At 51.9% G+C, this 22,266-nt stretch carries 27 protein-coding genes; 16 read left to right on the top strand and 11 right to left on the bottom strand.

Going from position 1 to position 22,266, the window contains the following annotated elements; genetic code table 11:
• Nucleotides 1–9: 9 nt before the first annotated feature.
• Both astD and VHA_RS02080 read left to right on the top strand, forming a co-directional pair.
• Nucleotides 10–1,467, top strand: coding sequence for a succinylglutamate-semialdehyde dehydrogenase (gene astD, locus VHA_RS02085; protein ID WP_005501337.1), 1,458 nt, complete (start codon nt 10–12; stop codon nt 1,465–1,467).
• Nucleotides 1,468–1,485: 18 nt separating this feature from the next.
• The gene (locus VHA_RS02080) at nt 1,486–2,277 is read left to right on the top strand and encodes a DUF1338 domain-containing protein (RefSeq protein ID WP_005501336.1); all 792 of its coding nucleotides are present in this window, start codon (nt 1,486–1,488) and stop codon (nt 2,275–2,277) included.
• A gap of 17 nt (nt 2,278–2,294) precedes the next feature.
• Here the strand turns inward: VHA_RS02080 and VHA_RS02075 are convergent, their stop codons facing one another.
• Together VHA_RS02075 and crp are read right to left on the bottom strand one after the other, a co-directional pair.
• Complete coding sequence (locus tag VHA_RS02075) at nt 2,295–2,489, bottom strand: hypothetical protein (protein WP_005501335.1); 195 nt, start codon at nt 2,487–2,489, stop codon at nt 2,295–2,297.
• 172 nt (nt 2,490–2,661) lie between these two features.
• Entirely contained in the window at nt 2,662–3,294 is a 633-nt protein-coding gene (crp, locus tag VHA_RS02070) for a cAMP-activated global transcriptional regulator CRP (RefSeq protein ID WP_002535199.1), read from the bottom strand.
• A 236-nt stretch (nt 3,295–3,530) separates the two neighbouring features.
• Here crp and VHA_RS02065 point away from each other — a divergent pair, with 236 nt between their 5' ends.
• Nucleotides 3,531–3,938: an OsmC family protein gene (locus tag VHA_RS02065; protein ID WP_005501332.1), complete on the top strand. Its 408-nt coding sequence runs from the start codon at nt 3,531–3,533 to the stop codon at nt 3,936–3,938.
• 132 nt (nt 3,939–4,070) lie between these two features.
• Here VHA_RS02065 and VHA_RS02060 read toward each other — a convergent pair whose 3' ends face one another.
• The 6 genes from VHA_RS02060 to VHA_RS02035 all read right to left on the bottom strand — a co-directional run bounded on the left by VHA_RS02060 (nt 4,071) and on the right by VHA_RS02035 (nt 9,942).
• Nucleotides 4,071–4,940, bottom strand: a complete 870-nt coding sequence (locus VHA_RS02060; protein ID WP_005501321.1) for a phosphoribulokinase — start codon at nt 4,938–4,940, stop codon at nt 4,071–4,073.
• A 71-nt stretch (nt 4,941–5,011) separates the two neighbouring features.
• Nucleotides 5,012–5,227, bottom strand: a complete 216-nt coding sequence (locus VHA_RS02055) for a YheU family protein (protein WP_005501320.1) — start codon at nt 5,225–5,227, stop codon at nt 5,012–5,014.
• A 14-nt stretch (nt 5,228–5,241) separates the two neighbouring features.
• On the bottom strand, nt 5,242–6,219 hold the full coding sequence (locus VHA_RS02050) for a DUF3187 family protein (protein ID WP_005501319.1): 978 nt from the start codon (nt 6,217–6,219) through the stop codon (nt 5,242–5,244).
• A 42-nt stretch (nt 6,220–6,261) separates the two neighbouring features.
• Entirely contained in the window at nt 6,262–7,242 is a 981-nt protein-coding gene (locus VHA_RS02045) for a hydrolase (RefSeq protein WP_005501318.1), read from the bottom strand.
• A gap of 319 nt (nt 7,243–7,561) precedes the next feature.
• A complete protein-coding gene (locus tag VHA_RS02040) occupies nt 7,562–8,077 on the bottom strand; it encodes a TIGR02444 family protein (RefSeq protein WP_040528011.1) in 516 nt (171 codons plus the stop codon).
• The gene (locus VHA_RS02035; RefSeq protein WP_005501316.1) at nt 8,020–9,942 is read right to left on the bottom strand and encodes an ABC transporter ATP-binding protein; all 1,923 of its coding nucleotides are present in this window, start codon (nt 9,940–9,942) and stop codon (nt 8,020–8,022) included. Before VHA_RS02035 ends, VHA_RS02040 begins: the two co-directional genes overlap by 58 nt.
• Before the next feature lie 261 nt (nt 9,943–10,203).
• Here VHA_RS02035 and kefG point away from each other — a divergent pair, with 261 nt between their 5' ends.
• The 4 genes from kefG to slyD all read left to right on the top strand — a co-directional run bounded on the left by kefG (nt 10,204) and on the right by slyD (nt 13,511).
• Nucleotides 10,204–10,767 (top strand): glutathione-regulated potassium-efflux system ancillary protein KefG, encoded by a 564-nt coding sequence (gene kefG / locus VHA_RS02030; RefSeq protein ID WP_005501314.1) that lies wholly within the window; start codon nt 10,204–10,206, stop codon nt 10,765–10,767.
• On the top strand, nt 10,767–12,563 hold the full coding sequence (kefB, locus tag VHA_RS02025; RefSeq protein ID WP_005501313.1) for a glutathione-regulated potassium-efflux system protein KefB: 1,797 nt from the start codon (nt 10,767–10,769) through the stop codon (nt 12,561–12,563). Before kefG ends, kefB begins: the two co-directional genes overlap by 1 nt.
• A 38-nt stretch (nt 12,564–12,601) precedes the next feature.
• Nucleotides 12,602–12,811, top strand: coding sequence for a YheV family putative zinc ribbon protein (locus VHA_RS02020; protein ID WP_005501312.1), 210 nt, complete (start codon nt 12,602–12,604; stop codon nt 12,809–12,811).
• A gap of 100 nt (nt 12,812–12,911) precedes the next feature.
• Nucleotides 12,912–13,511: a peptidylprolyl isomerase gene (gene slyD, locus VHA_RS02015; RefSeq protein ID WP_005501311.1), complete on the top strand. Its 600-nt coding sequence runs from the start codon at nt 12,912–12,914 to the stop codon at nt 13,509–13,511.
• Here slyD and VHA_RS02010 read toward each other — a convergent pair.
• Nucleotides 13,508–13,792 (bottom strand): hypothetical protein, encoded by a 285-nt coding sequence (locus tag VHA_RS02010; protein WP_040528009.1) that lies wholly within the window; start codon nt 13,790–13,792, stop codon nt 13,508–13,510. The two genes, slyD and VHA_RS02010, sit on opposite strands and share 4 nt — an antisense overlap.
• Here VHA_RS02010 and VHA_RS02005 point away from each other — a divergent pair.
• On the top strand, nt 13,791–14,759 hold the full coding sequence (locus VHA_RS02005; RefSeq protein ID WP_005501310.1) for an isoaspartyl peptidase/L-asparaginase family protein: 969 nt from the start codon (nt 13,791–13,793) through the stop codon (nt 14,757–14,759). The two genes, VHA_RS02010 and VHA_RS02005, sit on opposite strands and share 2 nt — an antisense overlap.
• A 72-nt stretch (nt 14,760–14,831) precedes the next feature.
• Here the strand turns inward: VHA_RS02005 and VHA_RS02000 are convergent, their stop codons facing one another.
• Both VHA_RS02000 and VHA_RS01995 read right to left on the bottom strand, forming a co-directional pair.
• Complete coding sequence (locus tag VHA_RS02000) at nt 14,832–15,056, bottom strand: SlyX family protein (protein ID WP_005501309.1); 225 nt, start codon at nt 15,054–15,056, stop codon at nt 14,832–14,834.
• Nucleotides 15,057–15,069: 13 nt separating this feature from the next.
• Nucleotides 15,070–16,047: a WD40 repeat domain-containing protein gene (locus VHA_RS01995; RefSeq protein ID WP_005501308.1), complete on the bottom strand. Its 978-nt coding sequence runs from the start codon at nt 16,045–16,047 to the stop codon at nt 15,070–15,072.
• 121 nt (nt 16,048–16,168) lie between these two features.
• Here VHA_RS01995 and fkpA point away from each other — a divergent pair, with 121 nt between their 5' ends.
• The 8 genes from fkpA (at nt 16,169) to fusA (ending at nt 22,182) form a co-directional block, all read left to right on the top strand.
• Nucleotides 16,169–16,945 (top strand): FKBP-type peptidyl-prolyl cis-trans isomerase, encoded by a 777-nt coding sequence (fkpA, locus tag VHA_RS01990; protein ID WP_005501307.1) that lies wholly within the window; start codon nt 16,169–16,171, stop codon nt 16,943–16,945.
• Nucleotides 16,946–17,113: 168 nt separating this feature from the next.
• Nucleotides 17,114–17,836 (top strand): helix-turn-helix transcriptional regulator, encoded by a 723-nt coding sequence (locus VHA_RS01985; protein ID WP_005501304.1) that lies wholly within the window; start codon nt 17,114–17,116, stop codon nt 17,834–17,836.
• On the top strand, nt 17,833–18,225 hold the full coding sequence (gene tusD, locus VHA_RS01980; RefSeq protein WP_005501303.1) for a sulfurtransferase complex subunit TusD: 393 nt from the start codon (nt 17,833–17,835) through the stop codon (nt 18,223–18,225). The genes VHA_RS01985 and tusD overlap by 4 nt, the downstream gene beginning before the upstream one ends.
• Before the next feature lie 8 nt (nt 18,226–18,233).
• A complete protein-coding gene (gene tusC / locus VHA_RS01975; RefSeq protein WP_005501301.1) occupies nt 18,234–18,590 on the top strand; it encodes a sulfurtransferase complex subunit TusC in 357 nt (118 codons plus the stop codon).
• Nucleotides 18,591–18,599: 9 nt separating this feature from the next.
• Nucleotides 18,600–18,890 (top strand): sulfurtransferase complex subunit TusB, encoded by a 291-nt coding sequence (gene tusB / locus VHA_RS01970; RefSeq protein ID WP_005501299.1) that lies wholly within the window; start codon nt 18,600–18,602, stop codon nt 18,888–18,890.
• A 179-nt stretch (nt 18,891–19,069) separates the two neighbouring features.
• Complete coding sequence (gene rpsL, locus VHA_RS01965; protein WP_005501297.1) at nt 19,070–19,444, top strand: 30S ribosomal protein S12; 375 nt, start codon at nt 19,070–19,072, stop codon at nt 19,442–19,444.
• 98 nt (nt 19,445–19,542) lie between these two features.
• Nucleotides 19,543–20,013 carry a 30S ribosomal protein S7 gene (rpsG, locus tag VHA_RS01960; protein WP_005501295.1) on the top strand — a complete coding sequence of 157 codons (471 nt, stop codon included), beginning with the start codon at nt 19,543–19,545 and terminating at the stop codon, nt 20,011–20,013.
• 72 nt (nt 20,014–20,085) lie between these two features.
• A complete protein-coding gene (fusA, locus tag VHA_RS01955; protein WP_005501290.1) occupies nt 20,086–22,182 on the top strand; it encodes an elongation factor G in 2,097 nt (698 codons plus the stop codon).
• Nucleotides 22,183–22,266: the final 84 nt, after the last annotated feature.

Below are 22,266 nucleotides of genomic sequence, written 5' to 3'. Positions count from 1 at the left end.
ACGCAATCAATGACTCAATGGATTGATAATAAAACAGTGACTGGGGAAGGTGAGGCATTTGATTCGCTTAACCCGTTTAACAGTGAAACTATCTGGTCGGGCAAGGCGGCAACGCCTGCTCAGGTTGACACCGCTGTTAGTGCTGCACGGAAGGCGTTTGTCAAATGGAAGAATACGCCATTCTCGGAGCGCCAGGCCCTGGTTGAGCGTTTCGCCGAAAAAGTGAAAGAAAACAGCGAACATATCGCCATTGTGATTGCAGAGGAAACCGGTAAGCCGTTGTGGGAAACCCGTACCGAAGCGGCGGCTATGGTGGGCAAAATTGCGATTTCATTGCGCGCCTACCACGAACGCACCGGGGAGCGTGCCAAAGATGTGGCCGGCACCCAGGCGGTATTACGTCACCGCCCACTGGGAGTGATGGCCGTTTTCGGGCCGTATAATTTCCCGGGGCACCTGCCAAATGGGCACATTGTGCCTGCACTTCTTGCCGGAAATACCGTGGTGTTCAAGCCGTCAGACCTGACACCCAAAACCGCAGAAGAAACCATCAAGCTGTGGATTGAAGCCGGTCTGCCGCAAGGGGTTATCAATCTGGTTCAGGGAGGCCGGGAAACCGGTGAAGCGCTGGCGCAATCCAAAGATATTGATGGCCTGTTATTTACCGGCAGTGCCAATACCGGGCATATCCTACACCGCCAGTTTGCTGGCCAGCCTGGAAAAATGCTGGCGCTGGAGATGGGGGGGAACAACCCGATGGTGATCTCCGAACAGTTCGGCGAGCTGGATGCCACGGCCTATACGGTTATTCAGTCTGCTTTTATCAGCGCCGGGCAGCGTTGTACCTGTGCCCGCCGTTTGTATCTGCCAAAAGGGGAGCGGGGGGACGCCCTGTTAAACCGGCTGGTTGAAATGACCAAAAATATCCGTGTCGGCGGCCAGTTTGACAACCCCGCCCCGTTTATGGGAGCGCAGGTGTCTGTCCGCGCCGCTGAAGGCATTCTGGCAGCGCAGGCGAATCTGCAATCTTTGGGTGGTGAGCCGCTGCTGCAGGCGGAATTGCTGCATGATGCAGTGGTGTCTCCCGGTATCATTGAGGTGAGCAACATCGTCGAACTGCCGGATGAGGAATATTTCGGCCCATTGCTGCAAGTGGTGCGCTATGACACCTTTGAGCAGGCAGTGGAGCTTGCCAACGATACCCGTTATGGCCTGTCAGCGGGCTTGGTGTCCAAAGATGATGCGGAGTGGGCATATTTTCTTGATCACATCCGTGCCGGCATTGTGAACCGAAACCGGCAACTTACTGGCGCAAGCGGCGATGCCCCATTCGGTGGGCCGGGTGCGTCCGGTAATCTTCGCCCCAGTGCGTATTATGCCGCTGATTATTGTGCCTACCCAATGGCATCGATGGAAGGGAGCGACGTATCGCTTCCCTCACAGCTTAGCCCGGGGCTTACTCTCTAATGGTATCAGGAGGATATGATGGAACGCGTTCAGGCTTTATTCGACGGACTTTGGCAAGATTACATCACGCGTTTGTGTCCCTCCGCAGCGAAGGTACATGCGCTGTTGGAAGAAGGTGCACCGCTGCTCAATGATCACATCGCGCTGCGCACTTTTGCGCTGCCCAAAGTGGGGCTTGATCGTCTGGCGGCCCCTTTTATCGCCATCGGCTATGAACCCAAAGGGGAATATGAGTTCAAAGCGAAGAAGCTGTTTGCGCGCCATTTTGAGCACCCGAATCCTGATGCGCCCAAAGTGTTTATCAGTGAGCTTTTAGTCGGGCAGTGTTCTTCAAGGTTACAGATGGCGGTGCGTGCGTTGGTGGATCAGGTTGATGAAACGGCGCTGGACGATCCCGCCTTTCTCTATGGCGGCAGGTTGTGGGATATCGACTTTGATACCTACCAGACGCTGGCAAGTGAGAGTGAGTATGCCGGTTGGCTGTCAGCCCATGGCTTTGGTGCCAATCACTTTACTGTCAGTGTGAATCCGTTGAGCACCTTAGATTCGGTGAAAGGGGTCAATGATGTGCTGCGTCAATCTGGCTTTTCTATCAATGAATCGGGTGGTGAAGTCAAAGGCAGTCCAGAGGTTTTCCTTGAACAGTCATCAACCATGGCGGATAAAGTAATGGTGCGCTTCAGTGACGGTGAAAAATGTGTGCCGGGTGGGTTTTATGAGTTTGCCAAGCGCTATCCGCTGGATGATGGCTCGCTCTACCAGGGCTTTGTGGAGGCCTCGGCAGACAAGATATTTGAAAGCACCAACTGACGGGATGTTTTGCTTGCTCAGTAGGCCTGTGGCGAAGGCCACTCGCCGTTAACCGGGGTATCAAAGCGTCGACGGTCTTCTCCCAGCATACGCTGGATCTGGTAGTGCCCCGGATCGCTGAAACCGGTCAACTCTGTACTGAGGTGTCCGGGTGGCGCAATGATGGGCGGCTTGGGTGATGGAGTTGAAAAGTGCTGAAGTTCCATGTCCATGTCGATGCTCCCTGCTACAACGACTGTGCGCAAATGCATGCATAATTTGTATTGAAATTTAGCACTCAACTGCCCGAATGGCAGGGAAACCGACGTGATTGTGATCACTTAACCAGCAAAAAAGCCACCGCAAAAACGGTGGCTTCTCTTATCCGCTGTGGCGCGGCTAGGCCTAACGGGTGCCGTATACCACGATGGTTTTACCGTGTGCGGAAATCAAGTTCTGCTCTTCCAGCATCTTCAGGATACGGCCGACGGTTTCACGTGAACAGCCAACGATTTGACCGATTTCCTGACGGGTGATCTTGATTTGCATACCGTCTGGGTGGGTCATTGCGTCGGGTTGTTTTGCCAGGTTCAGCAGTGTCTGTGCAATACGACCGGTGACATCCAGAAACGCCAAGTCACCGACTTTCTGGCTGGTCACTTGCAGACGGCGAGCCATCTGAGAAGACAGGCGCATCAGGATATCCGGATTCACCTGGATCAGCTGGCGGAATTTCTTGAATGAGATTTCTGCAACTTCACATGGAGATTTCGCGCGAACCCAAGCGGTACGCTCCTGATCTTCCTCAAATAGGCCTAACTCACCAATGAAGTCGCCCTGATTGAGGTAAGAGAGGATCATCTCTTTGCCTTCTTCATCCTTGATCAGTACCGCCACAGAACCTTTGACAATGTAGTACAGCGTCTCGGCTTTCTCACCAGCATGGATAAGTGTGCTTTTCGACGGATACTTATGAATGTGGCAGTGTGAAAGGAACCACTCTAATGTTGGGTCTGTTTGAGGTTTTCCTGGAACCATATCTCTCATTTCCTCTGCAGTTGTTGCCTGATGAGTCTTCCTTAGCCCACCGTTTTGCGGCACAAGTCCGTTGGATAGCATAAAGTGTCAGCAGTCAGGCTACAAGCTCTCTGTTTGAGCCATTGAGTTTATCCTTTTTCCAGCACGATTTCTTGATTTTGATATGGACTTAGGCCGCTATTAAAGGCTAAAAACGTGGACAAGATCACGACACTGAAAGTAATTGGAGGCAAGTAATGCAAGCGAACGTCAAATGGTGTGGAAATGAGACCTTCCTCGGACTATCAAATTCTGGTCACAGTATTGTGATGGATGGAAATGGTGGTGAAAATGCGCCAAGTCCAATGGAAATGGTATTGATGGGGGCTGGCGGTTGCAGCTCCGTTGACGTGGTCGCTGCACTGAAAGCAGGCGCACAGCAGGTCACGTCTTGCGTGGCAGAGCTCAGCGCAGAGCGGCGTGAGCAAGCACCGCGCCTGTTTACCCGTATTAACATTCATTTCGTGGTGTCGGGCAAAAATTTAGATGAAAACCTGGTGGCGACGGCTGTAAAAGACAGCCTTGAAAAATACTGCTCGGTCTGTTTGATGCTCGGTGCGGGGGTAGAAATGACGCACAGTTATGAAGTTATTGAGACCGTCTGAATGTGTAACATTGTTACCAATCTGAAACCGAAGGAGGGGGAAGCTTCTCCTCCGGTTTCTTTTTGGGGGGGGGAGGCTATCAGACAAGTTTCTGTTTATACCGTTGCGGTGCTTACCTGGGGGACAAAAGGTCTAGCTTATCTTGCCGGTTTCAATCAGCTGTTGGATAAGTGGGCGGATAATGAGCTCCATGGCAAAGCTCATCTTGCCGCCGGGGACCACCAGGGTATTGTGGCGTGACATAAAAGATCCCTGGATCATCGCCAACAAATAAGGAAAATCAACATGTTTGATGCCCCGGAAACGGATCACCACGAAACTTTCATCCAGACTGGGGATCCCTTTGGCATTGAGCGGGTTGGACGTGTCTACTGTCGGCACCCGCTGGAAGTTAATGTGGGTACGACTGAACTGTGGGGTGATGTAGTTCAGGTAATCATCCATCGAGCGGACAATAGAATCCATGACGGCTTCACGGGAGTGGCCGCGATCGCGGGTGTCGCGGACGAACTTCTGGATCCACTCCAGGTTTACAATTGGTACCATACCAATCAGCAAATCGACGTGTTGGGCGACGTTGTTTTCACCGTCGACCACACCGCCATGCAACCCCTCATAGAACATAAGATCAGTATTGGCCGGTAAATCCTGCCAGGCAGTAAAGGTGCCTGGCATCTGGTTGTAAGGCACTGCTTCATCAAAGGTATGGAGATAGCGGCGGAACTGGCCGGTACCTTGCTCGCCATATTCCTTAAAAAAAGATTCGAGCCTTGGGAAGTCGTTGGCGGTGGGGCCAAAGTAACTGATATGCCGGCCCTGCTCTTTCGCTTTTCGGATTTCTACGTCCATTTCGGGACGGGTATAACGGTGAAAACTGTCACCTTCCACCCAGGCTGCGCTGATTTTCATCATATTGAAAATTTTGCGAAAAGCATCAGAGGTGGTAGTTGTTCCTGCGCCGGATGAACCGGTGACTGCAATAATGGGATGTTTTGCAGACATGACAAACCCTGTCAATGTAGAAAGATGGCAACAGTTAACAGGGTCTTGGTGTCTGGGTCAAGTTGGGGGGGCTAAGCAAGTGATCGCACAGGTTTGATATCCACCGTTTCATGCAGTTCGGAATACACGACGACAGCTTCTTTGTTTTTGAGCAGGAAATAAACCTGTTCTACCTTGTCCGCAAAACTGGCTTCCTGCTCGCCATAATCCGTGCCTTCACGCAGCACGAAGTGTTCAATCAGATTTCTCAGGGTCTCTTCTGGGATCTCTTGCCAGGGAACAATCATGGGGGCATTACCTACTACAAAAAACGGTGCCGGAAAGTAGCACTAAAGACAATGTCGGTGCTGTTGTCGTGGTTAAACATATTTTCAAGCGCGACCAATTCTAGCGCACTGGAGCCAAAAAGGTAGCGGTAGCCCAGCGCAAATTCATGTACCAGGGCGTTAAACTCACCCAGCCTGGGATCATCACCTTTGCCCTGAGAAATAAGGTATTCGCCAATAAGCTCGTGGTTATCAAGCCAGCGGTATTGGTAGCTGATACCAGCATGTACGCCCCAGGGTTTCACCGCCATAACGTGTTGGGGCTTATCCGGACGGTGAACCAATGCGACTGTTGCAGTCAGGCGGTGTTTTTCATGGTGATAACCATAGTTGATTTGTGCCGCTTGCTCGAAAGACGTATTGGCAAATACCCCGTGGTTTACGCGGTTGAAGAACAGGGTAACCCCCGCACTGACGGCATGGTGCATCGTTTGATAAAGTGTTTGCTCGCCATAGACATTGATGGCACTGATGATAGCATCGCCGACAAAATCCTTTGCCGGCGCGTCCATCGTTGCGGGAATATCGATGTAGAACCTATCTTCATCGACCTCTGTACGCCCATTTTGGTCGATACCAAAGAAGCGGTGGAAGGCTTCAGTCAGGCCATCCAGCCGGTTGTTGGCGGCGTAGCGGTATTGCAGCCATAGACCTACCCGTTTTTGCTCATCCAATGCATGGAGAAAGCCTGCCATAAATTGGTTGTGGTAATAGTCGAGTTGGTATTCCGGAGTGTTGGCCCAAACGCTGCCAACAGTGGCGCTGGCAAAGAGGTCGCTTTGTCCAGCGTTGAGTGACAAGGGATCTTGCAAGATGGGGGTAAGCCCAGTGATTTGCAGCGGCGCCTGACTTTGGACAATCAGCGGTCCGAAGCTCGGTGGCGTACTGTCATCTGCCTGTCCAATATGAGAGAACAACAGAAAACATAAACAAACAGCGCGAAATGTTGCCATGGTTCACCTCTCTTACCCTGCTTTATTCGTGTTGTAGAGCCGTTATCCGGCCTCAATGTGCAGGGGTAGCCAGCGTGGCACTTCTCTTTCCAACCAGAAATCCGGTTGCTTCAAGGTGCCTGAGATAAATCCAACATGACCGCCATAATCGGTCAGGTGATACTCGATATTTTCCGGCAGCGGCGCATTAGGGATCACCGCCTCGGTCATAAAGGGATCGTCTTTAGCATGGATCACTTTTAATGGCGTCGCAATATCTTGCAACACATCTAAGCCACTGCATTGTCGGTAATAATCTTCTGCATCGCCAAAACCATGGAGGGGAGCGGTGACAGTTTGGTCAAACTGGTACAAGGTCGATATATCGATAGTGTCACCGCTTTTCCAATGGCCAATTTGTGGGTGGCGCGCCAACTTGTTATGGAGAGTGCGGTTCATTGAACGTAACAGGTAGGCCTGATAGATCTTAGAGAACCCTTGGTTAATACGCTGCGAACAGGCCGCCAGATTGAGGGGAGGGCTAATTGCACATCCAGCCCGGATGATGGGGTCACTTCGGTATGACGCCAGATACCTGACCAGCATATTGCCACCGAGAGAGACGCCAACTGCGGCTTTGGGACTGTCTGGAAAGCGTGCTTGCAAGTGTTCGAGAAAAAAGCGGGCGTCGCTGGTTTCACCCGAGTGGTAACTGCGTGGCAGCCTGTTCAGCGCACCGCTGCAACCGCGAAAGTGCATCAGTACGCCCAGCCATCCCTGCTGTTTAAAAGCATTAAGCAGTCCATTGGCATACGGGCTGTAAAAACAGCCTGCAAGGCCGTGAAATAAGACCACAACCGGCTTGTTGCTCGCCTGTGACGGTGGCTCTGTCCAACTGATATCCAGAAAATCACCATCCGGCGTGGCAAGGCGCTCCCACACTGGCTCAAACACCGCTTTTCTGCGCAGAAAACGGGGCAACAGGGTCTGGATGTGCGGGTTTTTACCGCCTTTCAGTGGAACAAAGGGGAGTGATTCAGTCACTATCTTTTTCTCTTACAAGGTAAATTCGGTGATAGGTGGGTTGGCAAGCAACCGTGCCAGTTTTTCATACGGCTCTACCAAAGTGCCAGTTCTATTTGCCTAGTTTTATTTGAAACGGGTTATCTGTGCGCGGTCTATGATGTTTGGCTGATGTTGCGAGCGAAGCTGGATGGTATTCAACCGCCTGATGGGGACATTGACGGCATCCTGCCTGATTTTTATCTGGGTGTAAGATGTCAATGCACCGCCATTTATGGGTAAAGGTGGGGCAGGCAGACTCTTGGTATAGCAACGCGAAGACTGCCATATTGGGGCTTTATCAGGAGAAAGTGTGAAGCCCTTTCATCAGTGTTGGATAGAGATGACCTCCGTCGCCTTCCAGTTGGGAACAATACGCCGCCAGCGCTGAGGAAGTGTGTTCTTCCCAGGGAAGCTGGTTGATGCAGGTGATCAGCGCCTGTTGCTGGAATTTTTCCAGTGTCAGCTCATAGTTGAGCATTTTCTGGTAGGCGCCCCGTGAAAGCTGGGGTTTGAGTTCACGTCGCATCAGGCGGTAGCGGCTTATCAGGGTTTCTGACTGCACCAGCGAATGGCGCAGCGCTGTCAGGGAAGGGGCCGAAAGGGTGAAACCGGCATCTTCCAGCCAGGCCAGCAAAAGGGCAAGGTTTACATTGCCTTTACACTGGTCTTGCAGCTTCAGACAGGCGTGTTTGACTTCCTGCTGACCGTAGTGATGCAGACAAAACTGCCACAGCCCATCGACCGTGGCTTGTTGTTTCAGCGGCTTTGGAACGCCGCTTCCATTTGCTCCAGTTGTTCCTGAAGATCCATCCATTCCAGTTCAACCTCTTCAAGCGATGATTTCGCTGTTGCCTGCTCTCGCAGCAATTCCGTGAGCTTCTCTTTGTTGGATGCGTCATAAAGAGAAGGTTCTGCCAATTGAGATTCAATGTCTGCAATTTTGACAGAGAATTTTTCGAGCTGTGTATCCAGCGTGTCAATTTTCTTACGAATTGGCGCGGTCTGGCGGCGGAACTCGGCTTCCAGACGCTTTTGCTCTTTCCGGGCCGCCTGCGTATTCGCCCCGGTGGTTTTGGGGTTGTCTGCCTGCTCCTGACGGCGCTCTGAACGTTGCAGTTCACTCAGCCACTGGTAGTAGTCATTCAGGTCACCATTGAACGGCTCCACTTTACGGTCGTGCACCAGATACAAATCATCGGTGGTGGCGCGCAGCAAGTAACGATCGTGGCTGACAATCACCATTGCACCTTCAAAAGACTGCAATGCCATGGTCAGTGCGGCGCGCATGTCGAGATCCAGATGGTTGGTCGGTTCGTCGAGTAGCAGCAGGTTGGGCTTTTGCCATACGATCAGTGCCAGCACCAGCCGCGCTTTTTCGCCACCGGAGAAAGGTGCAATCACGTCCAGTGCCTTGTCGCCATGGAAACCGAAACTGCCGAGGTAGTCGCGAAGCTGTTGTTCAGTGGCTTCCGGTGCCAGCCGCATCAGGTGTTGCAGGGCGGTTTCGTCATCACGCAGGGTCTCCAGCTGGTGCTGGGCGAAATACCCGATTTTCACCCCTTGGGAGTAACGGAGCTCGCCGGCTTTTGGCGGCACGGTTCCGGAAAGTAGCTTGATAAGTGTTGATTTACCTGCACCGTTGCGTCCCAGCAGGCCAATGCGGCTGCCGGGCACCAGATTCAGGAAGATTTTTTCCAGGATCAGGGTATCACCGTAACCCGCGCAGACATCTTCCATCATCAGGATAGGGTTTGGCAGCGCCGACGGTTCGCGGAATTCAAAGCTGAAAGGATTATCAAACTGCGCGGGCAGCACCTTTTCCATCCGTTCGAGGGCTTTGATACGGCTCTGTGCCTGGCGAGCCTTGCTGGCTTTGTAGCGGAAGCGGTCGATGTAGGACTGCATATGTGCCATCTGCTTTTGCTGCTTCTGGTACATTGCCTGTTGCAGAATGAGTTTTTCTGCACGCATGGTTTCGAACGCCGAATAGTTACCGGTGTATTCGTTCAGCTGTTCGTTTTCGATATGGATGATCCGGTTGACCACAGGGTCGAGGAAATCACGGTCATGGGAAATCAGTACCAGGGTGCCACGGTAGTTTTGCAGCCATTTTTCCAGCCACATGACGGCATCCAAATCCAGGTGGTTGGTCGGCTCGTCAAGCAGTAGCAGGTCTGAGCGGCAGATCAGTGCCTGGGCGAGGTTCAGGCGCATACGCCAGCCACCGGAGAACTGGGTCAGGTTCCAGCGCATCTGTTCCTGGCGGAACCCCAGACCGTCGAGCAACTCTGCCGCACGGGCGCGAATGCTGTACCCCCCCACGGCATCAATCTTGTCATGCAGGGTGGCCACTTTATGGCCGTCATCAGCGGCTTCGGCAGCGCGCAGTGCCTGCTCCAGCGCGCGGTATTCACGGTCGCCATCAATGACATACTCGATAGCTTCTCGCTCAAGTGCCGGGGTTTCCTGAGCTACCCATGCCATTTGCCAGCCACTGGGGAGATTACAGCTGCCAGCATCTAAGGACAATTCGCCTTTCAATAACGCGAACAGGGAGGATTTACCGCAGCCATTTTTACCGACCAGACCGACTTTATCTCCGGGGTGAATGGTTGCAGATGCCTGGTTAAGCAGCGGTTTGCCGCCACGAAGTAGCTGAATATCAGAAATAGTGATCATGACTCTGGGCGGCTCCGGCCGCAGGATTGGGTGTCGAAAAAATCTGGCGCATTTATATCACAGGCCAGACGTTTCCTTAAGTAAATGGCAGTCAAAGAGGGACCACGATGAAAAAAAAGGCGATTTACCGTATGGTGGAGGGCAGGCACCGAGCACCACAGACGGGTCAGTTTTGTGTCATGATAAAAGAGTATAAAACGACGACGTTATTGCCTTTTTCCCCGGCTAATCGGTCACAGTTAAAAGGATTTTTGCTGCGAAATGGATACCCTTACAACATCTTTGTTCAAATCAAAAGTATTGGTGGTCTTTGCTCACCCGGATCCGTACGAATCAGTGGCGAATAAGCGGATGATTGAAGCTGCCGGTCAGCTTGAACATGTCAAGGTACATGACCTCTATGCCGCCTATCCGGACTTTATTATTGATGTCCACCATGAGCGAGAACTGTTGCTCGGACACGATGTGATTGTATTCCAACACCCGTTGCAAATGTACTCCTGCCCCTCATTGCTTAAAGAGTGGATTGATGTGGTGCTGGGCAAAGGGTTTGCCCATGGTGGTGGTAACGCACTGGCAGGCAAAACCTGCCGCTTTGCTGTCACCACCGGTGGAGCGGCCGAAGCCTTCAGTCAGACGGGTTATAACAAATACAGCATGGACGAGTTACTCCAGCCGTTTGAACTGACCGCACTCCTATGCCAGATGCGTTGGGTTGCCCCTCTGGTGCTCCATTGGGCGCGTCGGGTGAGTGATGAAGACAGGGAAGCACATGCCGAGCTGTATGTGGACTGGCTTTGTAATCCGGTGCCGGAGGTGGTGTGATGGAGTATAACTATCTCACGGATGCCCTTATCTTCCTTGCTGCGGCGGTGGTGGCCGTGCCCCTGGCCCAGCATCTGGGAATGGGATCGGTGCTGGGGTATCTGATTGCCGGTGTGGTGATAGGTCCCTGGGGGTTGGGTCTTATCACCGATGTAGAAGCCATTCTGCATTTTGCTGAGCTCGGTGTTGTACTGCTGCTGTTTTTGATTGGTCTTGAACTGAACCCGAAAAAGCTTATCCAGATGCGCCGGCCGATCCTTGGCCTTGGTGGCTCCCAAGTATTCATTAGCACCTTGGTGATTGCCCTTATCGCCTATTTCTGGGATGTCGGGCGAGTCGATGCCCTGGTAGTAGGTATGGGATTGGCGTTGTCCTCCACCGCCATTGCGATGCGGATTATCGAAGAACAGCGGCTGATGCGCAGCGAGGCGGGGCAGTCTGGCTTTGCGGTGTTACTGTTTCAGGATATCGCCGTGATCCCCATGCTGGCGGTGTTGCCGGCGATGGCGGGTGGTGCCGCCGGTACCTGGCTGGATGTGGTGATCATGCTGGGAGCGATACTGGCGCTGCTGGTCGGTGGTCATTACCTGCTGCGGCCACTCCTTCGCTGGGTCGTGCTTAGCCGGGTCAAAGAAATGTTTACCGTGACCGCCCTACTGTTGGTGATAGGTATTGCCCTTGGTATGCAATCTCTGGGGCTGTCGATGGCGTTGGGGACCTTTCTGGCGGGCGTACTGCTGGCGGAAAGTGAATATCGCCATGAGCTGGAAATCGCCATCGAACCGTTCAAAGGCCTGTTGCTTGGTCTTTTCTTCATTGCAGTTGGCATGGCGGTGGATCTGAGTCTGCTGTTGCAGTATCCGGTGGAAATTATATCCGCAGTGGTGGCCTTAGTTGGTGTGAAAGCCGCGATCATTTATGGCCTGGTCCGTCTTTTTGGGGGGAGCGCAAAATCACGTAGTCAGGTCGCCTTACTGCTTAGTCAGGGGGGGGAGTTTGCCTTTGTGCTGTTTACCGCAGCACGCAGTGAAAACCTATTAAATCCTGATCAGAATGCTTTCCTGCTGGTGGTAGTGAGCCTGTCGATGATGACAACGCCGGTGTTGCTGATGCTGCAATCTAAATGGTTTGCCCGCACCATCAATGCTGAATCCGCCATGCCGGAAGCCCAATCCTTTGATGATGACGGTGCACGTGTGATTATTACCGGGTTTGGCCGTTTTGGTCAGGTGGTTGGGCGCTTGCTGTTTGCCAATAAAATCAAACTGACTATCTTGGAGCGCGATCCCTCACAAATCGCACTGTTGCGGCAGTTTGGCTATAAGGTGTATTACGGTGATGCCACCCAACTTGATTTACTAAGGGCAGCCGGCGCTTCAACAGCAGAAGCGATTATCGTTTGTGCTGATTCGCCGGAAGAGGTGATGGAAATTGTGCACCTTTGCCAGCAGCACTTTCCTAACCTTAAAGTGCTCGCCCGCGCTCGCAGCCGGGTAGAAGCAAACCAGTTGTTGGGTCACAATGTGGAAGGGTTTTCCCGGGAAACCTTTTTAAGTGCGCTGGATTTGGGCAAACAGACATTGATCGCCCTCGGGATGCACCCGTATAAAGCCAAACGCGCGGAAGCATTTTTCAGAAAGCTGGATGAAACGCACCTTCATGAGATGCAACCCTACCACGGTGAGGATGTCACCGCGGCAACGCGAACCAAAGAAGCCCGGCTGGAGCTTGAAGAGCTGTTCGACCTTGAAATGAAAGGGGACACAGAACGGCACCAGAGTTGGAACCGTGAATAGCAGATTCAGACAACAATAACATCAAGGCAAGGAAGTATATGGCCAAGAAACGGTTTATTGCCGGCGCAACGTGTCCTTCATGTAAAGAAAGCGATACCCTGCGCTGGTGGAAAGAGCACCACGTGGAAGTGGTGGAGTGTGTAAAATGTGGTCATACTGACCGCCGATCGCCAGTCTCATCAGAGGAGGCTGGGGCAACAGTTCAGCAGCAGGATGCGCAAGTAATAGGGATATTTAAACCGCAGTAATAGTCGCCTGCCCAAAGTTTTTGTATCATCGGCGCCGAAATGAGCAGGTGCCGCTGGCAAAAACGCAGGGCTGGTACCCCAAACCGCTTCCGGAGTTAAGATGAAAATCACTAAAGACGTGGTAGTAAGCATTGCTTACCAAGTGAAAAATGAAGACGGCATTGTGGTTGATGAGTCAACCAAAGAGATGCCATTGCAATACCTGCAAGGTCATAACAACCTGATCGTAGGGCTGGAAAATGCATTGGAAGGCCGTGAAGCTGGCGATACTTTCGAAGTGACAGTGGCGCCGGAAGAAGCTTATGGCGAATACCTGGATGCCATGGTTCAGCGTGTTCCTGCGGACGTGTTCCAGGGTGTTGACGAGATCGTGGTCGGTATGCGCTTCCTGGCTGAGACTGATCAGGGCCAGATCCCGGTAGAAGTGACCGAAGTGGATGGTGACGAAGTGGTGGTTGACGGTAACCACATGCTGGCGGGCCAGACTCTGACGTTCAACGTGGAGGTGGTTGACGTGCGTGCGGCAACAGAAGAAGAAATTGCCCATGGCCATATTCACCAGTCTGGCGGCTGCTGCGGCGGTCACGACCATGACCACGAAGGCGGCTGCTGTGGTGGTGACGGTCATGGCTGTTGTGGCGGCGAAGACAAAGGCGACGACCACGAGTGCTGCGGTGGCGGCGGTTGCGGCTCGCACTAATCGTAAATAGCCGCAGGCTTTAGACCTTTGATTGATATATCGCCATCCGGGAAACTGGGTGGCGTTTTTGCTTTTTTTGGATAGGACCTAGGTTCTGGGAAATGAGGGTCCTGGGAAGAGCCAGAGCTTGACTCTATATTTCGACACCATCCAAAATCATGTCTTACCCAGTACCCAGTACCCAGTACCCAGTACCCAGTACCCAGTACCCAGTACCCAGTACCCAGTACCCAGTACCCAGTACCCAGTACCCAGTACCCATCAACGAAAGGAATCGTCATGACCCCCCCATTTTCTATAGCTATCCATGGTGGTGCCGGCACCATTGAACGCAGCTTGATGACACCTGAACTGGAAGCTGGGTACCGAAAAGCACTAGCGCAATCGGTGCTGGCAGGATACACAGTGTTGGAGCAGGGTGGAACGGCGGTGGATGCCACTGTCGCCGCGGTAACGGTGATGGAAGACAGTGAGCTGTTTAACGCCGGGAAAGGTTCGGTGCTCACCTATGAAGAGACTGTGGAGATGGATGCATCGGTGATGGATGGCAGTAACCTGGATGCCGGGGCGGTCACTTTGATCCGTCACATCAAAAATCCAGTACAGCTTGCCCGAGATGTGATGCGAAAAAGCCCCCATGCCATGTTGGCCGGAGAAGGTGCAGAAACGTTTGCGTTTAAAGAGTGCGGCTATGACTACATCGAGCAGGATTACTTTTTTACAGACCGTCGCTACAACGAACTGAAAATGATGAAAAAGATCGGTGGTGTTGCGTTGTCGGAAGCGCGCTACCCGGATGAAAAGAAATACGGTACGGTTGGTGCGGTGGCGATGGACAAAGACGGCAACCTTGCGGCAGCAACCAGCACTGGCGGTCTGACCAACAAGCGCTGGGGCAGGGTGGGGGACACACCGATTATTGGTGGTGGTAACTATGCCCGCAACGGTAATGTCGCTGTTTCGGCAACCGGCATGGGCGAGCTTCTTATGCGCTGTACCGTAGCGGGAGACATTGCAGGACGCATGCAATTTGGCAATGCATCAATTGAGCAGGCATGTCGTGATGTGATTCACGGCGACTTTTTACGCCTAGGTGGAGAAGGTGGGGTGATTGCGATTGACGCTACTGGGCAGGTTAATTTTGAACTGAATTGCCCGGGGATGTACCGTGCAACAGCCAATGAAAACGGCGAAGCGCTGGTAGCGATTTTTGCGGATGAGGCACTGCGGGTAGAGAGCGGAAACTAGGCCTTGGGTCCTGGGGAGGAGCTGCTTTGCTCTTCCCCGTACCAAGGACCGGCTCTTCCCGGTATCCCGAAATTAATAATGCGGTGGCGGTGTCTCTTCTGACATGCTGGCAATATTTGCTGGTTCCATGGCCTTCAGCTTGGTCACCAGAAAGGCAATCTGGGTATTCATCTTGTCAAGGGTTCTTTGTTGCTGGGTCAAGGCGTCGTTCAGCTCTTCAATAGTTTGTTCCTGAAATGCCTGCTTGATTTCCAGATCGTCAATTTGTTTCTGCAGAAGTTGTTCTGTCTCAGTCATGCGGGTTTCTCTGTTACTCGGCTATCCAGGCCTGGGCAATACCGGCAGAGGAGCCGGAAATCACGCGGCCGGTGGGATCAATCGCCACATCATACACCACCGCGCTGGGAGGGCGGGTATTTTGTTGTTCCCGGGCTAACCAGCGGCCGAGGTTGTCGCCACTTTCTGTATCCCAATACTCTACGCGCCTGCCGGGTGTGCCGGTTACGAGTTTACTGCCATCATCAGAAAAACGGGCAGTAGAAAAGTTAGGGTGGCGATGGAACATGTTGAGCTCACTTTTGGGCTCACCGGTGGACAAATCCCAGATGATGGCGGTGTCATCGCCGTCTGCCGAGAATGCATACTTGCCGGAGCGGTGAAGCGCGACACGGGTAATGCGGTGATCGTGGGGAAACGTGTTGAGAATTTGCCCGGTCTCGGTGCTCCAGAAAAAGGCATTGTGGTCATTGCCACCAGAGAGGGCGAACTTGCCATTGGGGGCAAGGGAAACGCTGTTCACTTTATCCCGGTGGGCAAGGAACTCCAGCCGCCTTCCTGTGCCTAAGTCCACGAACAGGGCTTTGCCGTTAGAGAGGGCAAGCAGCACTTTCTGACCATTATTGCTGATGCCCACATCGCGGATAATGCCGTCAGAAATCGACCAGAGCCCTTCGGCTTGTCCCCATGCCAAGTCCCACACAGCAAAATTTTGTGAGGTGGCGGTAATGGCATAACGGTTGTTGTCGGAAATGTGACTGGCGATGACGGTGTTTTTATCCGGGTCCTGATCACCGAACTCGGCCAGCTTTTTGTTTTGTACTAAATCCCACAAATCAATGCCACGTGATGTCGAGGCGATAAGGGCAAAACGCCCGTCGCGGCTCAGGCTGAAACGGGTGACACCGTCAGGATCCAGCGCCCATCGCTGGGCTTCATCAGTGGAATGAAAGCATCCTGAAAGTGCTAACAGTGTCAGAAATAAGCAAAATGTGCGGACGAATTGTCGCATAGCCCTTGTGTTCCTTATCTTGGACCCCTATAACGTCGAGTATATTGATCGTTTTGGGCTTTCGCACCGTTGTCGCGTAAGCGAATAGAAGAAATGTGGGTTTATACCAACGGAGTTACTCATGAAATCAGTTTTTAAAATGTCGTTGCTGGCTGCCACTGTTGCACTTGCAGTCGGTTGTCAGGAAGAAGCGAAAGAGGAAACGGCGAAAGTAGAAGCGCCTGTGGCTGCTGAAACCGTGACATTCGCAACCGAAGACGACAAAGCGGCATACGCGATTGGTGCGTCTTTGGCGCAATACCTGAAAGCCAACCTGGAACAGCAGCAAGAGCTGGGTCTGTCACTGAGCAACGATCTGGTGTTGCAAGGTGTGCAGGATGCATTTGCCGACAAATCCAAACTAAACGAAGAAGAAGCGCAACAGGCACTGCAGGCGCTGGACCAACGTGTTGCCCAGTTGGCGCAGGAAAAAGCACAGGAGAAAGCCGCGGCTGCGGTGAAAGCCGGTGAAGAATTCCGCGCACAGTTTGCGAAGACCGAAGGCGTAAACACCACCGATTCTGGTCTGATGTATCTGGTCGAGAAAATGGGCGAAGGTAACAAGCCTGCGGCAGAAGACACTGTGGTAGTGCATTACAAGGGCACCCTGACTGACGGTACCCAGTTTGACAGCTCATATGATCGTGACCAGCCAGCAACGTTTCCGTTGAACCGTGTGATCCCGGGCTGGACAGAAGGGGTTCAACTGATGCCTGTGGGTTCCAAGTTCAAGTTTGTTATTCCGCCTGAACTGGCATACGGCTCTCAGGATACACCTGCAATTCCGGCTAATTCGACGCTGGTCTTCGAAGTCGAGTTACTTGAAATTAAAGACAAAGGTGACAAAGCGGAAGGGTAATCCCTCAGCAGTCTCTTTGTTGACCATAGAAACCCCTGGCTTTTTGCCGGGGGTTTTTGCGTCTTTTTGAAGCGAGTCTGTTAAACTTACTGCTAGATTTTAAAGTTTGCAGCTTTCGTTTATCTTTGCCCGCGGTAAACGAAATCCAATAATAAGGAAGATAAGCCTGTGGTATCGACAGACAGCTTTGGTGCGGACGTAATCGTCGAGAGTGACGTTATCGAGAGTAATCCTTTCACAGACACGGACCGCGTTATCCTGAAATCTTATGAGGCCGTGGTTGATGGTCTGGCGGCCTTGATTGGTCAGCACTGTGAAATCGTGTTGCACTCGCTGGAAGATCTGAATACCTCCGCGATCAAAATTGCCAATGGTGAAAACACAGGCCGTCAGGTCGGCTCGCCGATCACGGATTTGGCGCTGCGTATGCTGCGTGATATTGAAGGCTCTGAACGTAACTTTTCCCGCGCTTACTTTACCCGTGCCAAGGGCAACACCCTGATGAAATCCATTACGGTGGCTATCCGAAATGCGGATAATCGTGTGATTGGCCTATTGTGTATTAACATCAACCTAGATGCGCCGTTTTCCCAGGTCTTGCAGGCGTTTATGCCAACGGAGGAAGCCCGGCAGGCGGTGTCTAGCGTTAACTTCGCCAGCGATGTGGATGAATTGGTAGACCAAACGGTAGAACGTACGATTGAAGAAATCAATGCGGATAAGTCGGTCTCGAACAACACCAAGAATCGCCAGATCGTGATGGAGCTTTTTGATAAGGGTATTTTCGATATCAAAGATGCCATCAACCGGGTGGCGGACCGTCTCAATATCTCCAAGCACACGGTGTATCTCTATATCCGTCAGCGTAAAGGTGAGGACGGCGAAAAATGAGTCTGACATATGTGTTGGTGGTGAATGGCCCGGTTTACGGACGCCAGTCATCACGGACTGCGTACCGTTTTGCCAGAGCGCTGATTGGGAAAGGACACACGTTAACGCGTGTGTTTTTCTATCAGGACGGTGTGTCAAATGCCTCGTCCCTGACCGTGCCTGCCAATGATGAGTTTGATTTGGTCGCCGCGTGGCAATCCCTTGCCCATGAGCACGGTGTTGAGCTGGAAACCTGCGTCGCCGCTGCGCTGCGCCGTGGGCAAGTCAGTGAGGATGAAGCCAGCCAGCATGGGCTGCCTTCATCAAATATGGCTGAGGGTTTTTCTCAGGCGGGCCTTGGTGCACTTTCTGAAGCGCTGTTGACCGCCGATCGCGTTATCCAGTTTTAGGGGGAGATATGAAAAAACTGGGGTTTGTTTTTTCCTCCGCGCCTCATGGCTGCGCGTCTGGACGAGAAGGGTTGGATGCGATCCTGGCAACGTCCAATTACAGCGAAGACTTGGTGCTCTATTTTGTCGGCGATGGCGTGATGCAACTGCTTGCTGGCCAGCAGCCTGATGACATCCTTTGTCGTGACTATATTTCCACCTTCAAAATGCTGTCCCTTTGTGATGTGGAAGAGATCTATGTTTGTGCCGAGTCGCTCAAAGAACGTGGCCTAGATGCACTGCCACTGATTATTGAGGCTGAAAAAGTGTCGCCACAAGCGATAGCGGCTTCCCTCAGTCAGTGTGCTAAGGTGCTTCAATTTTAAGGATTGGCCATGCTTCATATTGTAAAAACCTCACCGTATACCTCCTCAGCTCTGGGGCATTGTCTGCGATATTCGGAAAAACACAGTGAGATCCTGCTGTTAGAAGATGCCGTTATCGCGGCCGTTTGTGGCGGAGAGTGGCAAGAGCGCCTGATTTCGTCCGGACGCCGTATTTATGTACTGAAAGAGGACCTCGTAGCCCGTGGGATCGGATCGCAGATCGCGTCACAATTTGAACTTGTTGATATGGAAGGGTTTGTTGAGCTTACCGTCCGGAATGTCACGCAAATGACATGGTGAAAAGGCCTGTTTTCGACTAGCGTAAAGGCTTGGGAATGCGGCGGTTATAAAACGTTCAGGGGAAAGATCGTTGTATAAATCTTGACACCCAAATTGACGACATCTAAAATTTCGCGTCCCTACTTTTGTGGGGCATAGATTTTTCACACTTATACGTAAGTAATATCAGGAGCTATTTAATGGCAACTATTAACCAGCTGGTACGCAAGCCACGCATGAAGCAAGTTGCAAAAAGCAACGTGCCTGCGCTGGAAGCGTGTCCGCAAAAACGTGGTGTATGTACTCGTGTTTACACCACTACGCCTAAAAAACCTAACTCGGCACTGCGTAAAGTTTGCCGTGTTCGCCTGACTAACGGTTATGAAGTGACTTCATACATCGGTGGTGAAGGTCACAACCTGCAAGAGCACAGCGTTGTTCTGATCCGTGGCGGTCGTGTTAAAGACCTTCCAGGTGTGCGTTACCACACTGTTCGTGGTGCACTTGACTGTGCAGGTGTTAATGACCGTAAACAAGGTCGTTCTAAGTACGGTGTGAAGCGTCCTAAGTCTTAATGGAATCCGTTAAGTAAGGCCAAACACTAATTAATTTGTAATTTTGAAAAAACTGAAAAGTTTTGGATAAAACCTGAAGAAGACAACGGAGAATTTCCATGCCACGTCGTCGCGTAATTGGTCAGCGTAAAATCCTGCCGGATCCAAAGTTCGGATCAGAGCTGCTGGCAAAATTTGTAAACATCGTAATGGTTGACGGTAAAAAGTCGACTGCTGAAAAAATCGTTTATGGTGCACTGGACATCATGGCAGAACGTTCTGGTAAAGAGCACCTGTCTGTGTTCGAGCAAGCTCTTGAAAACGTACGCCCTGCGGTAGAGGTTAAATCTCGCCGTGTTGGTGGTTCAACTTACCAAGTACCAGTAGAAGTGCGCCCTGTGCGTCGTAACGCGCTGGCTATGCGTTGGTTGGTTGAAGCTGCGCGTAAGCGTGGTGAAAAATCTATGGCTCAGCGTCTGGCTAACGAAATGCTGGATGCCTCTGAGAACAAAGGTACTGCCGTTAAGAAACGTGAAGACGTTCACCGTATGGCAGAAGCGAACAAAGCATTCGCTCATTACCGCTGGTAATACCTTTTTGGGCGCGGCTCCGGTCGCGCCTAAACCACACTCTAAGGATACCCTTAGTAAGAGGATACTACTGTGGCTCGTAAAACCCCTATTGAGCGCTACCGTAACATCGGTATTTGTGCGCACGTAGACGCAGGTAAAACTACAACAACAGAGCGTATCCTGTTTTATACCGGTCTTTCCCACAAAATTGGTGAAGTGCACGATGGTGCGGCAACCATGGACTGGATGGAGCAGGAGCAAGAGCGTGGTATCACCATCACCTCCGCTGCGACTACAACTTTCTGGCGCGGTATGGATGCACAATTCCCTGAGCACCGCATCAACATCATTGATACCCCAGGACACGTTGACTTTACCATTGAGGTAGAGCGTTCTCTGCGCGTATTGGATGGTGCCGTAGTTGTATTCTGTGGTTCTTCCGGTGTTGAACCTCAGTCTGAGACCGTTTGGCGCCAGGCTGACAAATATGAAGTTCCCCGTATCGTGTTCGTCAACAAGATGGACCGGGCAGGTGCAGATTTTCTGCGTGTGGTTGAACAAATTAAAGTTCGACTGGGCGCAACCCCAGTGCCGATTCACCTGAATATCGGTGCTGAAGAAAACTTCCGCGGCGTTATCGACCTTATCAAGATGAAGGCGATTAACTGGAGCGAAGCTGATCAGGGCATGAGCTTCACCTATGAAGACATCCCGGCAGACATGCAAGAGCTGGCTGAAGAGTGGCACCAGAATCTGGTAGAAGCCGCAGCTGAGGCAAATGAAGAGCTGATGGACAAGTACCTAGAAGGTGTTGAACTGACCGAAGCCGAAATCAAGCAAGCTCTGCGTGAACGTACACTGAATAACGAAATCGTGCTGGCGACCTGTGGGTCGGCATTTAAGAACAAAGGTGTGCAGGCAGTACTGGATGCTGTGATTGAGTTCCTTCCTTCCCCTGTTGATGTGAAAGCGATCAAAGGTGAAGACGAAGACGGTAACGAGATCGAACGTCATTCTGATGACAACGAACCGTTTTCTGCGCTGGCATTCAAAATTGCTACTGACCCATTCGTGGGTAGCCTGACATTCCTGCGTGTTTACTCAGGCGTGGTGAACACGGGCGATACTGTATACAACTCAGTGAAGCAAAAGCGTGAGCGCTTTGGCCGAATCGTACAGATGCATGCGAACAAGCGTGAAGAAATCAAAGAGATTCGTGCAGGTGATATCGCTGCGGCCATTGGTCTGAAAGATGTCACAACGGGAGACACTCTGTGTGCACAAGACGCTAAGGTGATCCTTGAGCGTATGGACTTCCCTGAGCCGGTCATTCAGATCGCCGTAGAGCCACGCTCTAAAGCTGACCAGGAAAAAATGGGTATTGCGCTGGGTAAACTGGCAGCAGAAGATCCATCATTCCGCGTTGAAACCGATGATGAGTCAGGCCAGACCCTGATTTCCGGTATGGGCGAGCTTCACCTCGACATCATCGTAGACCGTATGCGTCGTGAGTTCAGCGTTGAATGTAATGTAGGTAAGCCACAAGTGGCGTACCGCGAAACCATCCGTGGTAAGACTGAAGTCGAAGGCAAGTTTATCAAACAGTCTGGTGGCCGTGGTCAGTACGGTCATGTATGGCTGAAACTGGAGCCATCTGAGCCAGGTGAGGGCTTTGTTTTCGTAGATGAAATCGTTGGTGGTGTGGTACCGAAGGAATACATCGGTGCTGTCAGTAAGGGCGTTGAAGAACAAATGAGTAGCGGTGTATTGGCTGGCTACCCAGTACTTGATGTAAAAGCGACCCTGTTTGATGGCTCTTACCACGATGTTGACTCCAACGAAATGGCGTTTAAGATCGCTGCATCGATGGCGTTCAAGAAAGGTGCGCTTGAAGCACAACCTGTCATTCTTGAGCCCATGATGAAAGTGGAAGTCACCACGCCAGAAGACTGGATGGGTGACGTAGTCGGTGATCTGAACCGTCGCCGTGGTCTGATTGGTGGTATGGATGAAGGTCCAGCTGGCTTGAAGATCATTCGCGCACAGGTCCCACTGGCTGAGATGTTTGGTTACGCAACTGACTTGCGTTCAGCGACTCAGGGCCGCGCATCTTACTCTATGGAGTTCAGTGAATACGCTGAAGTTCCAAAGAACATCGCTGATTCAATCATCGCAGAGCGTTCTTGATTGATAGGCGGTTTTAATGCTGGCATTATTGGCCCGCATTGATAAAAACTTCTGATCGCACTCACGACGGTGGGTGCGGCTCAC

The sequence above is a fragment of the Grimontia hollisae CIP 101886 genome (genome assembly GCF_000176515.1).
GTDB classification, from domain to species: domain Bacteria; phylum Pseudomonadota; class Gammaproteobacteria; order Enterobacterales; family Vibrionaceae; genus Enterovibrio; species Enterovibrio hollisae.
Note: the sequence above shows the minus strand (reverse complement) of the source record. Positions and strands in the feature narration are given on the sequence as shown.

Coding starts and splice junctions, on each gene's coding strand:
- astD (WP_005501337.1), top strand. CDS start 10: ATGACTCAATGGATTGATAATAAAACAGTGACTGGGGAAGGTGAGGCA.
- VHA_RS02080 (WP_005501336.1), top strand. CDS start 1,486: ATGGAACGCGTTCAGGCTTTATTCGACGGACTTTGGCAAGATTACATC.
- VHA_RS02075 (WP_005501335.1), bottom strand. CDS start 2,489: ATGGACATGGAACTTCAGCACTTTTCAACTCCATCACCCAAGCCGCCC.
- crp (WP_002535199.1), bottom strand. CDS start 3,294: ATGGTTCCAGGAAAACCTCAAACAGACCCAACATTAGAGTGGTTCCTT.
- VHA_RS02065 (WP_005501332.1), top strand. CDS start 3,531: ATGCAAGCGAACGTCAAATGGTGTGGAAATGAGACCTTCCTCGGACTA.
- VHA_RS02060 (WP_005501321.1), bottom strand. CDS start 4,940: ATGTCTGCAAAACATCCCATTATTGCAGTCACCGGTTCATCCGGCGCA.
- VHA_RS02055 (WP_005501320.1), bottom strand. CDS start 5,227: ATGATTGTTCCCTGGCAAGAGATCCCAGAAGAGACCCTGAGAAATCTG.
- VHA_RS02050 (WP_005501319.1), bottom strand. CDS start 6,219: ATGGCAACATTTCGCGCTGTTTGTTTATGTTTTCTGTTGTTCTCTCAT.
- VHA_RS02040 (WP_040528011.1), bottom strand. CDS start 8,077: ATGGATGGATCTTCAGGAACAACTGGAGCAAATGGAAGCGGCGTTCCA.
- VHA_RS02035 (WP_005501316.1), bottom strand. CDS start 9,942: ATGATCACTATTTCTGATATTCAGCTACTTCGTGGCGGCAAACCGCTG.
- kefG (WP_005501314.1), top strand. CDS start 10,204: ATGGATACCCTTACAACATCTTTGTTCAAATCAAAAGTATTGGTGGTC.
- kefB (WP_005501313.1), top strand. CDS start 10,767: ATGGAGTATAACTATCTCACGGATGCCCTTATCTTCCTTGCTGCGGCG.
- VHA_RS02020 (WP_005501312.1), top strand. CDS start 12,602: ATGGCCAAGAAACGGTTTATTGCCGGCGCAACGTGTCCTTCATGTAAA.
- slyD (WP_005501311.1), top strand. CDS start 12,912: ATGAAAATCACTAAAGACGTGGTAGTAAGCATTGCTTACCAAGTGAAA.
- VHA_RS02005 (WP_005501310.1), top strand. CDS start 13,791: ATGACCCCCCCATTTTCTATAGCTATCCATGGTGGTGCCGGCACCATT.
- VHA_RS02010 (WP_040528009.1), bottom strand. CDS start 13,792: ATGACGATTCCTTTCGTTGATGGGTACTGGGTACTGGGTACTGGGTAC.
- VHA_RS02000 (WP_005501309.1), bottom strand. CDS start 15,056: ATGACTGAGACAGAACAACTTCTGCAGAAACAAATTGACGATCTGGAA.
- VHA_RS01995 (WP_005501308.1), bottom strand. CDS start 16,047: ATGCGACAATTCGTCCGCACATTTTGCTTATTTCTGACACTGTTAGCA.
- fkpA (WP_005501307.1), top strand. CDS start 16,169: ATGAAATCAGTTTTTAAAATGTCGTTGCTGGCTGCCACTGTTGCACTT.
- tusD (WP_005501303.1), top strand. CDS start 17,833: ATGAGTCTGACATATGTGTTGGTGGTGAATGGCCCGGTTTACGGACGC.
- tusC (WP_005501301.1), top strand. CDS start 18,234: ATGAAAAAACTGGGGTTTGTTTTTTCCTCCGCGCCTCATGGCTGCGCG.
- tusB (WP_005501299.1), top strand. CDS start 18,600: ATGCTTCATATTGTAAAAACCTCACCGTATACCTCCTCAGCTCTGGGG.
- rpsL (WP_005501297.1), top strand. CDS start 19,070: ATGGCAACTATTAACCAGCTGGTACGCAAGCCACGCATGAAGCAAGTT.
- rpsG (WP_005501295.1), top strand. CDS start 19,543: ATGCCACGTCGTCGCGTAATTGGTCAGCGTAAAATCCTGCCGGATCCA.